This is a genomic window from Arcticibacterium sp. GJ41-1, assembly GCF_055808875.1.
The window spans coordinates 2,690,843-2,704,927 of the sequence record NZ_CM147888.1 but is presented as its reverse complement, the minus strand read 5'-3'; the positions used below and the strand labels follow the sequence as shown (position 1 = coordinate 2,704,927).

At 33.8% G+C, this 14,085-nt stretch carries 13 protein-coding genes; 1 reads left to right on the top strand and 12 read right to left on the bottom strand.

Features of this window, described 5'->3' with window-relative positions:
• The first annotated feature begins 39 nt into the window (after nucleotides 1-39).
• Nucleotides 40-1,161 (top strand): glycosyltransferase, encoded by a 1,122-nt coding sequence (locus tag AC0L6O_RS11155; protein ID WP_473302391.1) that lies wholly within the window; start codon nucleotides 40-42, stop codon nucleotides 1,159-1,161.
• On the opposite strand, the gene AC0L6O_RS11150 is transcribed toward AC0L6O_RS11155, so the two are convergent.
• The 12 genes from AC0L6O_RS11150 to AC0L6O_RS11095 form a co-directional block, all read right to left on the bottom strand.
• Complete coding sequence (locus AC0L6O_RS11150; RefSeq protein WP_473302390.1) at nucleotides 1,158-2,105, bottom strand: GNAT family N-acetyltransferase; 948 nt, start codon at nucleotides 2,103-2,105, stop codon at nucleotides 1,158-1,160. The genes AC0L6O_RS11155 and AC0L6O_RS11150 overlap by 4 nt on opposite strands.
• 256 nt (nucleotides 2,106-2,361) lie before the next feature.
• A complete protein-coding gene (locus tag AC0L6O_RS11145) occupies nucleotides 2,362-3,186 on the bottom strand; it encodes a glycosyltransferase (protein WP_473302389.1) in 825 nt (274 codons plus the stop codon).
• 66 nt (nucleotides 3,187-3,252) lie between these two features.
• Complete coding sequence (locus tag AC0L6O_RS11140) at nucleotides 3,253-4,377, bottom strand: glycosyltransferase (RefSeq protein ID WP_473302387.1); 1,125 nt, start codon at nucleotides 4,375-4,377, stop codon at nucleotides 3,253-3,255.
• A 74-nt stretch (nucleotides 4,378-4,451) separates the two neighbouring features.
• The gene (locus AC0L6O_RS11135; protein ID WP_473302386.1) at nucleotides 4,452-5,237 is read right to left on the bottom strand and encodes a class I SAM-dependent methyltransferase; all 786 of its coding nucleotides are present in this window, start codon (nucleotides 5,235-5,237) and stop codon (nucleotides 4,452-4,454) included.
• Nucleotides 5,234-6,745: a B12-binding domain-containing radical SAM protein gene (locus AC0L6O_RS11130; protein WP_473302384.1), complete on the bottom strand. Its 1,512-nt coding sequence runs from the start codon at nucleotides 6,743-6,745 to the stop codon at nucleotides 5,234-5,236. Before AC0L6O_RS11130 ends, AC0L6O_RS11135 begins: the two co-directional genes overlap by 4 nt.
• A 4-nt stretch (nucleotides 6,746-6,749) precedes the next feature.
• Entirely contained in the window at nucleotides 6,750-7,850 is a 1,101-nt protein-coding gene (locus AC0L6O_RS11125; RefSeq protein ID WP_473302383.1) for a radical SAM protein, read from the bottom strand.
• Nucleotides 7,847-8,647: a class I SAM-dependent methyltransferase gene (locus AC0L6O_RS11120; RefSeq protein WP_473302382.1), complete on the bottom strand. Its 801-nt coding sequence runs from the start codon at nucleotides 8,645-8,647 to the stop codon at nucleotides 7,847-7,849. The genes AC0L6O_RS11125 and AC0L6O_RS11120 overlap by 4 nt, the downstream gene beginning before the upstream one ends.
• A 3-nt stretch (nucleotides 8,648-8,650) precedes the next feature.
• On the bottom strand, nucleotides 8,651-9,340 hold the full coding sequence (locus AC0L6O_RS11115) for a HemK2/MTQ2 family protein methyltransferase (RefSeq protein WP_473302381.1): 690 nt from the start codon (nucleotides 9,338-9,340) through the stop codon (nucleotides 8,651-8,653).
• Nucleotides 9,340-10,410, bottom strand: a complete 1,071-nt coding sequence (locus AC0L6O_RS11110) for an SGNH/GDSL hydrolase family protein (protein ID WP_473302379.1) — start codon at nucleotides 10,408-10,410, stop codon at nucleotides 9,340-9,342. The genes AC0L6O_RS11115 and AC0L6O_RS11110 overlap by 1 nt, the downstream gene beginning before the upstream one ends.
• A gap of 4 nt (nucleotides 10,411-10,414) precedes the next feature.
• On the bottom strand, nucleotides 10,415-11,866 hold the full coding sequence (locus AC0L6O_RS11105) for a B12-binding domain-containing radical SAM protein (RefSeq protein WP_473302378.1): 1,452 nt from the start codon (nucleotides 11,864-11,866) through the stop codon (nucleotides 10,415-10,417).
• Nucleotides 11,863-12,666 (bottom strand): methyltransferase domain-containing protein, encoded by an 804-nt coding sequence (locus tag AC0L6O_RS11100; RefSeq protein WP_473302377.1) that lies wholly within the window; start codon nucleotides 12,664-12,666, stop codon nucleotides 11,863-11,865. Before AC0L6O_RS11100 ends, AC0L6O_RS11105 begins: the two co-directional genes overlap by 4 nt.
• The gene (locus AC0L6O_RS11095; protein ID WP_473302375.1) at nucleotides 12,663-14,081 is read right to left on the bottom strand and encodes a B12-binding domain-containing radical SAM protein; all 1,419 of its coding nucleotides are present in this window, start codon (nucleotides 14,079-14,081) and stop codon (nucleotides 12,663-12,665) included. The genes AC0L6O_RS11100 and AC0L6O_RS11095 overlap by 4 nt, the downstream gene beginning before the upstream one ends.
• Nucleotides 14,082-14,085 lie beyond the last annotated feature (4 nt).

Here is a 14,085-nt window from a genome sequence, read left to right as displayed (position 1 = left end):
ATATGATAATTCAATTAGTGAAATAAGTCCTCAAACATCATGATAAAAAAAAGAATCGCTATTATTACTTTGGGAAGTGTAGGTACTGGATTTAGATCTGAAGGAATTCCTCACCAAGCGATTCTAATTGAGGAGCTAGCTAATATTTATGACATCACCGTATATTCTTTTGCCAAGGTTAATGAAAACTTTGTTGCTAAAAACTATAAGGTAATTGATGTATCCTATTTAAAAAATCAACGGCTGTTTATTCGCTTCTTCTATCTTTTTACTTCAATACTATCTAATCATTTCAAAAAACCGTATCACCTATTTCTGGGCTTTTGGGGTTTCCCTTGTGGTTTTTTATCAGTTTTACTAGGTAAAATTCTAAAAAGACCAGTGGTCGTAGGCTTTATTGGAGGAGAAGTTGTTCGTATTCCTGAAATACACTACGGCGAATTTCATAAAACATATTTTAGAAATATACTGAATTATACCGCTAGAAATGCTGATTGCTTACTAGTCTTATCTAATTATCAAATCAATAAAATCAAAGAAAGTGGTATAACTTTTAAGCAAATTCAATTAATCCCTTTTGGGGTGAATACCCATAAATTTAGATTTTTAGGCAATCCACTAACACTTCCATTACAAATAATCCATGTTGCTAGTATAAATTTGGTCAAAGACCAAGTGACATTATTAAAAGCTTTTAAAAAAGTCAATCAAGAAATAGATGCAAATTTGACAATAATTGGATTAGATACACTTAATGGAAAAATACAAGAAATAGCAAAAAGAATGGGTCTATCTAATAACACTTCCTTTCTTGGAAGGATTCCCTATAGAGAGCTACCAGAACATTTTTCTAAATCACACATTTTCCTTCTTACTTCATTATCTGAGAGTCAAGCAGTAGTAGTTAATGAAGCTATGGCATCGGGGGTAGTGGTGGCAGGAACACGAGTAGGCTTGAATGCAGATTTGGAAAATCACTGTACGATTGCTGTAGATATAAAAGATTCAGACGCATTAGCGTTAAAACTAATATCACTTTTAAACAATCCTCAACAATATAAAGATTATCAAAAAAAAGGATTAGAATGGTCTAAGAAACATGATATAGTTTGGACAGTGAGTCAATATCAAGAATTGTTTGATAAACTTATTAAAAATTAAAAAGTGTCGAAATCCGCAAAAGTTAATTTCAATTTCTCTAAAGGTAATTCAGAACCTAAATTCATGTAATACACAGGCAGGCCATTCTTAGATTGATAATTATTCTCAAAGTACTGTTGTAAGTTGCTACCTGATTGAGTTTGAAAGAAAATAGATTTTAGTCCCAATAGCCTTGCCATTCTATTCAATTCTTTCATTCCGACAAGTAATTCAGATTCAGAACTGACTTTAACATCACCAATTATCAAACTTCCTCCACCAATTTTTAACCAAAAAACAACTTCATTAATTTTAACAAAAAAATTGTCCAGACCTGCTTTATAAGTGAGGTGTTCTAAGCTTCGATGCACTGTCATAAACCCCTTATTGTTAAAAGAATTAAACGATTCAGGTTCTACAATATACTTTTTCAGTAGAATATAAGTATATTTTTCATATACTTTTGATAGGCCTAGACGCATCATGACCCCAAAAATTGGAAGAGTAGAAATCTTAAAACTATATAATTTAAATCTCTCCAAAAAAGTCCAACCTTGCTTATCAAAAACCAAACTTAGGGTTTCGTTCGGCAAACCAAACAACCAAGTATAGCCCTCCTGTTTTGCAAATTTAAAACTGAATTGAGAAATTTTGGAAGAAAGGCCCCTTCTTTGATGATCAGGGTGGGTAGCGTCATCACAATTCTGAAGAGTAATATGCTTTTCTCCGTTATATTCAACCATATACGGAATATTCGTAAAGGAAGCTACCGGAACTTTATCAGAATCGTATGCAATACAAGCCAGAAGTTTCCTTCCAAGATGCCCTGTATTATATTTAATTTTGAAGAAATTAGCCGTAAACTTCCTTTTAAACACCATACTAAAAAAAGTAGCCCAAGCAGGATATTCCTCTTCGCTTAGTTTTTTAAATGTATAGCCTTTCCAAATGTATTCGTTTTTCATTTTCAATGATTGATTTCTGTACTTTGCCTAAAACTGAAAAGTAAGTTAAAAGATCTTTTTTTTCTATAGCCTCTAAAACAGATACATTAAATGAATTTAATTAAAGAATCATCTAAGGCTTGAGCCATAACCTGAATATAATACATTGAAAAGTTTTAAACCGAAGCCCAAATTTTATGGTGCTAATTGCGATTACTAAATTTTACAAAAAAATATTCTTTTAAAAGCACTAATACCAAACCATTCACTTACTTTTTTATAAAGAATCAAATTGATTAATAGTTCTCACATTAATTTCTTTACGTTCTTTATCAAAAAACCAGCCCCATTTATTAAAGTATTTAATAGCAGAATGCACGAAAAGCATAAATAACTTTGGATTCTTCCCTGCCCCATTTTGGTAGGCGTGATATACGGAAACCTCTGGATAATAAATGGTTTTATATTTTTGATATATTCTTCGTGACAAATCTGAATCCTCAAAATACATAAAAAAACGCTCGTCATACATTCCTAAATCCTTGATCACATTCAAATTTAACAAACTAAAACAGCCCGAAATCCGGGGAGCAATATATGTTTGATTTTGAGGTGCGTTTCTTATTTCATATAAATTGATGAATTTATTGAAGGCTTTTCTTGGAATCTTTATTTTTCGCCAAATCATATAAAAAGGAGAAGGAGGAAGCTTGGGCAAAAATTGAACACTACCGTCATAATTTAACACTTTCGGCATCATTAAGCCAATTTCCGAGTCATTTACCATCACATTAACCATCGGCAGCAGTACATCTTCCATAAAATAAATATCTGGGTTTACCACAAAATGATAGGCAGAATTACTTTCTATTGCCGCTTTTATTGCGATATTATGAGCTTTTCCAAATCCATAATTGCTTTTATTATGGCGATAATCTACCCGTTTATCTTTCGAAAGATGCCTAAAAATATCCGAATCCGAATTATCAATTAAATACAGTATTTTGAGTTCTTTAGCCATCAAAACACTCTTAATAGCCTTTATTAAGACATTTCTGTCATTATTATATATTACAATGGAGGCCGTTATGATTGGTTTCAAATTATAAGACGTTTGGCTTAATCAGCTATTCTTAATTTAGGGTTTTATTGGAAATAATAATGGGCATCATTCCAATAAAATAGTAAAAAGTTCCTCCCAATTTTCTGCTTTTGGAGTTGGAATCTCAGCAACTTCGTTTTTTTGATAATCTATTTTCTCTTTTAAAATCACCTTTCTCATAACCGCAGCCCATTCTTGCGGGTTATGACTATCTAAGAAACGGACTTTGTCATACGCTCCAACGGTTTCTTTAGCATAAGGCAAGTCGGCTACCAACATTGGTTTTTGGAAGTCTCTAAATTCGGAAATAGGCAAACCCCATGTTTCTAACCTTGAAGGAAAAACGAGTGCAGAACAATGCTCATAGTATTCGAAAACTGTTTTCTTGTCCAAAACTCCGACAAATTTAATCTGGAAAACACCTCCAAACTTATTAAAAAGACTTCGACTTAAATTATTGTCGTTCTCATCTAATGTTAAAATGATTTGAAAATTGGTAATTCCTTGTTTTAATAATACTTCAGCTGCTTCGCCTAAAACAGTAAAATTCTTATGGGTCCTAGGCAGGCTTGGGTAAAAAAAAGTTGGTATAACATTGGGCCTCTTTAAGCCAACTTCTCTCCAACCCTTTTTTTCAATTGGCTGGGCTACAACTATCTTGTCCTTAGGAATATTAAACCAAGAGCTCACCTTCTGTTTTAACCAGTATGCTTGAACTACAATAAAATCGTTTGATTTATGATTAAACTGTAAAACATAGCGATACAAAAAGGAATGAACAAACAGTTTTGTATTTGAAAATAATTCACCAAAATTAGCTTTGTAAAAAGGACTTGGGCTTTGCCAATAAACAGCCCTTCTTTCTGCTTTTATTTTAGGACTAATATCATGCAATGAAAACCATAAATAAACATTTTTAAATGAACTATCACTTTTAATAAGTTTATTAAAGTAAATGAATTCGTAATAAAGTCGGAAGAAATAGCTTTTTCTTGATTTAGGAAACTCTCTAAACAGTATATTTCCTGGATATTTTTTTTCCTCAAAAAGTGAAAGCTTGTGTACTAAAATAATAATTTTAAAATATGAATACTTAGCACTTGACAGCTCGTTTAAACAATCCATCAAAATTGTTAGTGGACCACCCTCAAAATAGTTAATTGCAGAAATGACGATTGTTTTTCTATTCATATTACAATTGCTCCTGTTCTTTTATCCTTTCGCTGTAAACTTAAAAACCATTCACTGTTTCTTAAACATAGGGTCTATTTCTTTCGAAAACTCGCCCACCTGAAAGGGTTTTGCTTTTTTAGTAGTACTTTCTTAAGAAAGTAAAGCTTGGTTCTTCGATAGGTCGGCGAAAATGGTTTAAAATCGTCAAAACTATGGTGAAAATAAAATTCTGCCATTTCTAAGCAATCTTGCGATTTATAATACTCTAAACTCCTTTCTTTGGCTGCGTTTAACTGTTCTACTTTATAAAACGGACTGTCTAAAATATGAATTTCTCCCTCGGGTTTTAGGATCTCAAAAAATACTAAAAAAAGCTCCGAAATAGACGGAAAATATTGAACGGCAGCATTTATAACTACTATATCAAAAGTTTCTTTCTTAAATAAGTCATCAAAAATATTTCCGTATGCAAATTCGACCTTGTCATTACCGAAAAGTCTCTGAGCTTGTTTTAGCTCTAACAAATTTAAGTCTAAACCTAACACCTCTACTCCGTGTATTTCTGCCATTTTTGATGAAAACCATCCATTTCCGCAACCTAAATCTAAGATTTTCAGTGGCCTTGTTTTCTTTTTTAAATAACTACAAAATCTTACTTGTGTGTCTTTCCTTAATTGCCACTCCAAGAAAAGAGGATGCTTTTTTGGTAAGTCAGGTAGGTTTTGAGCCAAGCCATCACTTAAAACTCTACCTTCTTGACTCCTTAATTTTAAATACAAATCTTCTTTCTTGCTCCCTACTTTGTACTTTGAGAGTAATCCCACACCCTCTGAGTAATCTATGAGTGTTTGATTCAAAACATTTTCCCAATTTTTCATAACAACTCTGCCCCTTCTATTTCTGGCTGACGATACTTAAGCCAAAATCTCTGTAACGCCTTAAGCTCATATGGAGCTTTATAAAAGTTTGTTTTATATCTAATATTTGCCAGTCCCGAAATTAGTTTCCTTTGGAAATTACTCAATTTTATGTCTTGTGTTGTTGGGTATCGAGCATTTAAAACTACTTCGAAATTTTGAATTTTGTCAATCATAGCACTCGTTAGCCATGGCGTGAGCGGATTCTTTCGTAAATCGAAATTTTGCCAACTATCATCTAACCAATCCTCCAAGGTTTCAGGAAAACGAAAGCCCGAATCCTTCACCTTTTCATACATTTCAGAACCTTCTTGCGGTACCGGGCTGTATACATAAATGATAATCTCTGTATCAGGGTTTATCTCCTTTATTTTTTTAATATAAAGTATCTCTTTATCTATTTGTTGCATTACCTTTTCTGCATTTTCAGCCGGAAAACCTAATACAAAAGAGTACTCTGGAATTATATCAAAATCCTTCATGCGCTTAGCGAATCCCAACATTTGGTCTCCCGTTTGCGTACCGCCCTTATCTATTTCACTCAGTAATTCGTCATTGCCACTTTCTGCTCCCAAAAATATCATCTTACAACCCGCTTCTCTCAAGAGTGCCAATGTCTCATCTGAAAATTTGTCCATTGTATCAATCCTTGCTTCCCCCCACCAACTTATACCATGTCCTTTTATCAATTTCGAAAACTCAACCACTCTTTTTTCCGAGACAAAAAAGTTATTGTCAGTAAATTCTACAGAATCAATCTGATACATATCTTTTTGATACATGATGTCGGCAAACATCGCTTCAGCAGATTTACCTTTCCAGCGTGCTTTAAAAATAGGAACAATACCACAAAACGAACAGGTAAATGGGCAGCCCAAACTACTATGATACTGTGTGGTTCGCTCGCCTAAGTGGGTTTTCCCTATATATCCGTCCATCGAATAAAATTTCTCTAGGAAAGTATATGGCAACCTCGGAATGGAATCTATGTCAATCATGGTTACCTTTGGAGTTTTAATTATTTCCCCATTTTCAAGGTAAATTAGGTTCTTGATCAACTTCAAGGGCTCTTTTGCTTCCAATGCATCAAGCAAAGCGGGAAAAGCGATATCGCCAATCCCGTTGACAAGGTAATCTACTGCATCAGACTCAATACAAACTTGATACTGGTTAGAAGCAAAATATCCTCCCCAAATATTAATAATTTCAGGAAAGCCGCTCTTTATTTTTTTTGTAAATCTTATAGCCTGCTCCAATTGAGGACCGGGCATTACAGTGCAAGCAAAATACTTATATTCTCCTGACTTTAGATAGTTTTCAATCTTAGAATAAGGGTCGGTTTCACGGTTTCCATCAACAAAAACGAATTCATATTTCCCCCATAAAGCAGCTCCCAATTGCATAATGGTAATAGGAAGTCGAGGCTTACTTTTTGTTGCTCTTGGATTAAAAATAATTACTTTATTCATATGTTTATGACCAGAAAGGTTTCTCAAAAGCACTACAACAACGGTTACAAGCAGGAAACAGCCCTCCTGCTTTAACTAAATCAGATCTAAAATTTCCTAAAGCAGGACTATTCCAAATTTCAAGTAAAGAACTTTGATATACATTGCCTACATCCAAATTATAACAACGGCCATGATTTGGAATTACCGAACCATCTGACTTTATCATCATCAACTTAAAACTATCTAAGCATAATTTACCGATTGGTTTAGCTGGCTCTTTATAAAATGTTTGTAAGTCGGTAAAACTCTTTAAATCTGGCGAAAAATGTACTGGAAACGGATACTTTTTAGCTTTAATTTCCCTCAACTCTTTCCATAACAATTCCAAATCAAATTCTTCAATATTTGTATCTGAAACATTTGATTGCGTAGCAGGATATTGGTCACCAAGCATCGCTCGGTGGGCAGCTACCATTGGCTCTGAAGTAAAATTACTGTGCATAAAACCGAAGTTCTTCAAAGGGATGTCCTTAAAAATTTCCAACATTTCCTGCAGATAGCCTATATTCCATTCTGTAATAACACAATAGACACCAATCTCTGGGCAGTTTTCTTCCCCTAAGAGTAACTCTATCCCCTCCATAGCTCGCTGAAAAGAACGTTTATTTTGACGGATTTCATTATGAATTTCTGGAGGACCATCTAGCGAAATACTCAATTCTTTCAAACCATTCTTTGCCAACATTTTTGCTTTAGTTTTCAAATTAAAAGCATTAGTAGTCAGACTAGTACTGACTCCTTTATTCTTAGCATAAGCCAATGACTCTTCCAGGTTAGAATAAATAAGTGGCTCTGTAAAAGCATATCCCATTTTAGTTGCAGGAAAAAATTGAGCGATTTGGTCAATAATCCTTGTTAATAATTCAATAGGCATATTTACCGGTTCTGTACCCATCAAATTGGTATAGAAATTACTATCATTATATTTTACACCCACATCACACATTTTACAATGCAGATTACACAGATTGTTAACCCCCAACACAATGTAAGCCGGTGGATGCCAAAGGCGTTTAGGGTAAAGTTTTGCATTCAACTGCCTTAAATGTTCTTTATTTATCATTTTGTAGCACTAATTAATACACCGTTCATGTATTTTTTCCCCTTTGTAAATGGTAGGTTTATTGATTCTATTTTTAATAAATTCTTTCTAGTACTTGAAGAGAATACTAAATTCAAACGTCCTATTAAGGAAAATATACTTGAAAGTATCTCTGACAAATTTGAAGTCTTTTTTAAATTGTTAGAGTCTTGAATTTCAGTCAATTTAATGTTTTCAAAACCGATTTGATGCAAGAAAGTTTGCCAATTATCAGGATAGGCAAATTCGCTATTCGCTTGAATGATTCCATAATTTTCTAAGCAAAAATCATTGACCATTCTAACCTCTTCTGTCGTAATTTCAGTAAGCCATAAAGTTTCGTTTAACACTACTTTTCCTTTTAAAGTCAATACTCGAAGAATTTCTTGTAAATAACACAATAAGACCTCAGTTCTTTGTATGGCTAAAACCGATTCTACATACACAATATCAAAAGAGTTATCATCAAAAGGTAATTTCCCAAAACCCTCAATCTGTCTTAAAGTTATTCGCCTTTTTAGCATTGAAAACCTAATACGCGACCTTGCCTTCTTTAACATAGATGTTGAAATATCTACACCTACTAGTTTCACAAAACTATTTCTTGATGCTATTTTCACCAAAGTAGCACCTGTGCCAATTCCAATTTCTAATATTTTTTCATATTCTAAATTACCTATTTCTTCCAAAAGCTTCTCTGTTCCACTCTCTGAATTTGCATGAAGAAAGCCATGATTGAATGCAGCGTAGTAGTTAAATAAATCATCTGATGATATCATATTCTATAAAAGCTCAAAAATAAAATTCAACTCACTTTTAATTCTTCTTCTTTCCACTTCCTTCCATTTAAAGTCATGTTTTAAAGCCAACTTTTTAATTGTTTCAATTCCGCAATCCTCGGAAAGAACCATGATAACCTTACCATTTTTCTCTAAAAACTTAGGTAACTGTTTAAAAAGGTCTCTGAAATACTCAAAATCTTCTCCACAAAAAAAAGCCCTTTCGGTATCATCATTTGGGTATTTTGGGTAATAAGGCGGATTGATTACAATTAAGTCAAATAAGCTATATGTAAAGTTTTCAAACAAATCTGAACGAAGTACTTGAAGCTTCACATTATTTAATACCGCATTTTTAGTTACTGTATGGCAAGCCACTGGATTAATATCAGAAGCAGTCACCACTGCACCTTGCTTGGCCATAAAGATTGACAAAAGCCCTGAGCCTGCTCCTAATTCTAATACATTTTTAGGAACAGAACCTTTTTTAGTTTCTTTATAGAACTCTTCCTTTTTAAGGAATTCCTTCAAAAAAAGAGTGCTGAAGTATAGTTTAGGATGAAAAACACTTGGCGGAACGGATATCCTTATACCTTCCACTACTACCTCTCTCTCTTTAGACAAGTAGGCTCTAAGTGGAAAAATAACCGTTCCATATATTACTTTTTTAACAATGTTCCTTAGTACTCCCATCACTTAATTATCCCTTCTTCTAATAAAAACGGATATAAAACTTCATATACTTTCTGATGACCATAGTCATTCCAATGAGGGTCTATTTTAGACGAAAAACTAGTATTATTTTTATTATACTCTCCTTGAAAGAAATTGGTCAAATCTAAAAAGGATATACCCATTGCCTCAACCTTCTCTTTCATCATTTTATTCATCCAAGAATTAGTACCATTCTCAAAATCTTTCAGTTCAATTTCTGCTCTTAATCCATCCATAACAAAAACTAATTTTGAATCTGGGTTTTCATTTTTCATACGAGTTAATAGCAAATCTGTGACTTCCTCTACTTTTTCTCTGATAGCAGTTTGTTTGGGCATATCTGCCATTAGGTCAAAAGTTTCCACTGGTAAGTTTTGGTCTACCAATCTTGAATTTATTTTTAGGTTTCGCATTAAATAACATATCAAATTACTTTTTCTGGCTAATTGTGCTATTCCTAAATAAGAATGAAATGGAAGAAAAACCTCCTTCTTTGAAGAAGAATCTATAGCCATATAATTACGACCGGGTAAAGTATAGCAGCTCAAGCTTTCTATAAAATCATTATGAACTATATTAAAAATAAAAATGTCGGGTTTATATTTTGCCTTAACATACCTATTCATATGAAGGTATTGGCTTAAAGGAGCACCTGACATTCCAAACTGGTAAACTCTGTATTTAGTTTTTAACTTTTCCTGTAAAAGAACTGGATAACTTTTATTAATATCAACCCCAATTGGCTGAATATAAGAATCGCCTATTACAGCTATTAAAGGCCGACTATCATCAGCGTCATAATCTAGGAAATTATTCCACCCAGCATTGTTTATATGCCAATAAAAGGGTTGCTCCGCCCATGGACCAAGGGTCATAGTTCCCTCAGTATTTGGCTTAAATTTTACAATATTATCGGCCTCATCATAAAAAGATTCTGGAGAATTAGAAGCTGGAATAATAAAAGTAAAAAATACTTCTAATACTAGAAGTACCATGACTAGGCCAAAGCAAAAAGCAAGAAAGTTTTTAATTAAGTTGGTGTAGTTCATAAGATTAGCCTTTTTCAATCATCATTCCCGCTCGGGCTTTCATTGATTTTAATTTTAATTTTAAACTACTTATTGAATTTTCTTTCCGTTGGAAATAAGCCATTTCATTAACTACCCAGTGTACGGCGTGATTGTAATATTTCTTAGAATAAGTCCTTTTAAAATCAATATCTCTATCAGTGGTTGTAGACCAGTCTAAATCATTTATGGTACTATGAGCTTCCACCTCTTCATATAATTCGGTTCCTTTAATAGGGTAAGTTAAAGTAATGGTAAACTGGTCAGGGTTAGCTTCTTTAAGATGATTTAAGGTGTTTTTAATGTCTTCCTCTGTTTCATTAGGGTAGCCCAACATAATAAAAGTACCTGCCTGAATACCTGCTTTTTGGCTCAATTGAATCATTTCCTGTACTTTTTCAACTTTCACACGCCTGTCCATCAAATCTATTATCTTTTGAGAACCACTTTCTGCACCAATCCAAACTCGAAAGCAACCTGATTTTTTAAGTAAATCTATCACCTTTTCATTCATACGGTCAGCACGGCTAATGCACTCGTAACTTATATTAACTTGCTGTTTAACCAGTTCCTCACAAAATCCTTCAAGCCATCGATGGCTTATAGTAAAGACATCATCCACAAACCAAAAGTTGTCCGTTTGGTATTGACTCTGTATTTCTTTTATCTCCTCCACCACTTTTTTTGGCGAGCGTCTCCTATAACTTAAACCATATACGCCACGGCTACACCAGTGACAAGTATAAGGGCAACCTCGCATAGTGCTAAGTGTCATAGAGCTTTCTCCATGATGTTTTTTCCAAGCATTTAGATATAAATTCAAATCAATAGCCGCCCGGTTAGGTAGTGGCAAATCGTCTAAATCTTTACGCAAAGGGCGGTCTGGATTGATAACAATTTCGCCCTTCCCATCTTTGTATGCTAATCCAGCAATTTCGGAAAACTCTTTTTCTGGAGAGCCGTCATTGCTAATTTTGCAGGATTTATATACTTCATAAAATGTTTCTTCCCCTTCTCCTATCACTAGAAAATCAGCACCAAAGTTTAATAAATTCTCAGCATTATATTTTACATCAGGACCACCTAATACAACTTTAGTATGACTTAATTCTTCATGATTTTTCACAAACTTTATCATTTCCAAAACGTTTAATTTGGTCATCAAATTGATATAAATGGCCAAAACAGCTGGTTTACGTTCAAGTAAATGTTTATAAAATAAAGCCTTTGTAGAAAAAGTAGTGTCAAAAACTTCATGCTCCATATCCTTCTCTTTAAGATAACCCGACAAATACAGAATCCCTAACGGTGGGTAGGGTTTCATAATTTGCTGCTCTTTTATATCATCAGAAAGGAAATAGGCATGTGTTAAAATAAGTCCAGAAGCGGCCGATGTTCTAAATCCGGACGAGGCCGATTGTGCAAGATTCATGGTCATTTCTGTTTTATTTGAATTAAAAAATGGTCCGACATTTTGGATAAGAACGGAATTCGTATTGCCCAGCTTTCTAACTTCCCTAAAAGATTTAAAACTGGCTTTCTTTTTTCAAAAACTCTATTTAAATATGATGGTGGTATGAAAAAACCAACCGCTTGTTTGTGACTAATAATTAGGTTTTCTGGAAGCATATTTTCTATACCTTTAGGTGAAAAATACCAAGTTTTGACACTTGCTCCCTTGCCCAAATTAGCTTTAAGTGGCGTTTTAGATAACCTTCGAAACGCTTTTTTAAATTGAAATTTCAATACAAAATAAAAGCTTTCCCAGACACAAAATCGCGGCATAATTACTCCAATAAACTTACCTTCTTGTTTTAATAAGTTTGGCATTTTTTCGTAAAAAAAAACACCTAATTCTTGAGGACTTAAACAATTTAAGCCGCCGAAATTTGAAAAAATAAAATCAAACTTCCGCTCATTCAGCACACCATCAATCATCTTAATATCAACAATTTGAGATTTCATGTTATCACCCAAACCATATTTCAAAGATTTACGCCCCACTTCATTGACCATTTCTTTAGAAATATCTGTAGCCAAAACACTACATCCTTTTTTAGCCAACCAAATTGCATCTTCGCCTGTTCCACAGTTCAACTCTAATACAGATACTTCTTTTTTCTCATCTAATACTTTTTCAAGATAGTCCCAAACAAGTTTACGTTGAGCCATTCCTACAGCTGTATACGTAAAACTTTCGTCGTACTCAGGAGCTATATGGTCAAAAGCATTTTTCAAACCTTCGCCAGATTTTTAAGTTTTTTACCACTCATTTTCTCTTTTACCCAAACTATTGGAAATTTTAAAGCTGATGTTATTGATAGATTATTCTTTAGTTTTTCTTTTCTGTAGACGTTGTGCGTGTGCGTATGTAACTGCCTATAAAAAGAAGATGAATAAGTCGATTCGTACATCATGTCTAAATCATTTGAATCTTGCCAATTTTGCTTTACTACCAATTGATTCTTAACTTTTTCATGAAATACTGTGCCAGGTAATGGATACGAAACAGAAATGCCAATATCGTCTGGCATTAACTTTTTAACCATCTTCAAAGTCTTTTCTATATCCTGCCATGTTTCCCCTAAATAGCCATATTGCAAGAAAAAAGCAACTTTCACGCCTTTCTCTTTCAATAGTTGTGTTGATTTCTCTATTTCCTCAATAGTAGTTCCTTTGTCCATGGCATCCAAAATACTTTGTGAGCCACTTTCTGCACCAATCCAAACCTCAGCTAAGCCAGACGCTACCAAATCATCAATAGTACTTTCTTTTAATAGCAAATCGGCACGAGACTGAATTTTTAAACGAGGTTTTAAATTTTCCCTTTGCAATAATTCTTTAAACTCTTTGGGCCAGTCAGGTTTCAAACCAAAAATATCATCGCAGACCCAAAAATGTTCTACACTCTCATTTTGCATTAAAAACTTTAATTCCTCAACCACCAATTTAGGAGAACGTACATTATAACGATTCCCATAAATGGGTTTCGCACACCAATTACATTTAAAAGGGCAGCCCCTTGTGGTAGCTATATTTAAAGAAAAGTAACCATGGGCATCTTCCCAAACAGTCCGATATTCCGCTAAATCTATTAAATCCCAAGCAGGCATGGGTAGGGTGTCAAGGTCAATAAACTGACTTCTTGGATTCGTTTTTATTACCTTTTTATCATTCAAAAAAGTAATACCTTTTATATTTTCAATAGATTCAAAATCCACATTAAATAATTCCATCAAGGCGTTTTCTGCTTCGCCTAAAAGCACAATATTTGCACCTTCTTCCAGATATTTTTCAGAATGGTCTGTGGCATCCGCAGAATTTACTAAAACCTTACAACCCGCCTTTTTACCTAAGCGTATTAACTCAAAACAAGCTTCTCGCATTACATTGAGACACATTTTACTCAAATAGTTAAAATTATCGTCAAAAATCACGAAGTAATCCGGCTGAAAATCTGTAAGATATGACTGAATTTCCTTAGGCGAATGCCTCAAGTTACTATCAAAGAGAACCACCTCGTATCCCTTTTGACGAAGTAAAGCGGCCGCCAAAATTGTTCCATAAGGCGGATAAGGTTTTTGTGTTTTCCACTGTTTTTCATCAAAACGATAGAAATATGCGTTCGATATAAGGATTTTTTGAGGTTTCATGTTT

Coding starts and splice junctions, on each gene's coding strand:
- AC0L6O_RS11155 (WP_473302391.1), top strand. CDS start 40: ATGATAAAAAAAAGAATCGCTATTATTACTTTGGGAAGTGTAGGTACT.
- AC0L6O_RS11150 (WP_473302390.1), bottom strand. CDS start 2,105: ATGAAAAACGAATACATTTGGAAAGGCTATACATTTAAAAAACTAAGC.
- AC0L6O_RS11140 (WP_473302387.1), bottom strand. CDS start 4,377: ATGAATAGAAAAACAATCGTCATTTCTGCAATTAACTATTTTGAGGGT.
- AC0L6O_RS11135 (WP_473302386.1), bottom strand. CDS start 5,237: ATGAAAAATTGGGAAAATGTTTTGAATCAAACACTCATAGATTACTCA.
- AC0L6O_RS11130 (WP_473302384.1), bottom strand. CDS start 6,745: ATGAATAAAGTAATTATTTTTAATCCAAGAGCAACAAAAAGTAAGCCT.
- AC0L6O_RS11125 (WP_473302383.1), bottom strand. CDS start 7,850: ATGATAAATAAAGAACATTTAAGGCAGTTGAATGCAAAACTTTACCCT.
- AC0L6O_RS11120 (WP_473302382.1), bottom strand. CDS start 8,647: ATGATATCATCAGATGATTTATTTAACTACTACGCTGCATTCAATCAT.
- AC0L6O_RS11115 (WP_473302381.1), bottom strand. CDS start 9,340: ATGGGAGTACTAAGGAACATTGTTAAAAAAGTAATATATGGAACGGTT.
- AC0L6O_RS11110 (WP_473302379.1), bottom strand. CDS start 10,410: ATGAACTACACCAACTTAATTAAAAACTTTCTTGCTTTTTGCTTTGGC.
- AC0L6O_RS11105 (WP_473302378.1), bottom strand. CDS start 11,866: ATGACCATGAATCTTGCACAATCGGCCTCGTCCGGATTTAGAACATCG.
- AC0L6O_RS11095 (WP_473302375.1), bottom strand. CDS start 14,081: ATGAAACCTCAAAAAATCCTTATATCGAACGCATATTTCTATCGTTTT.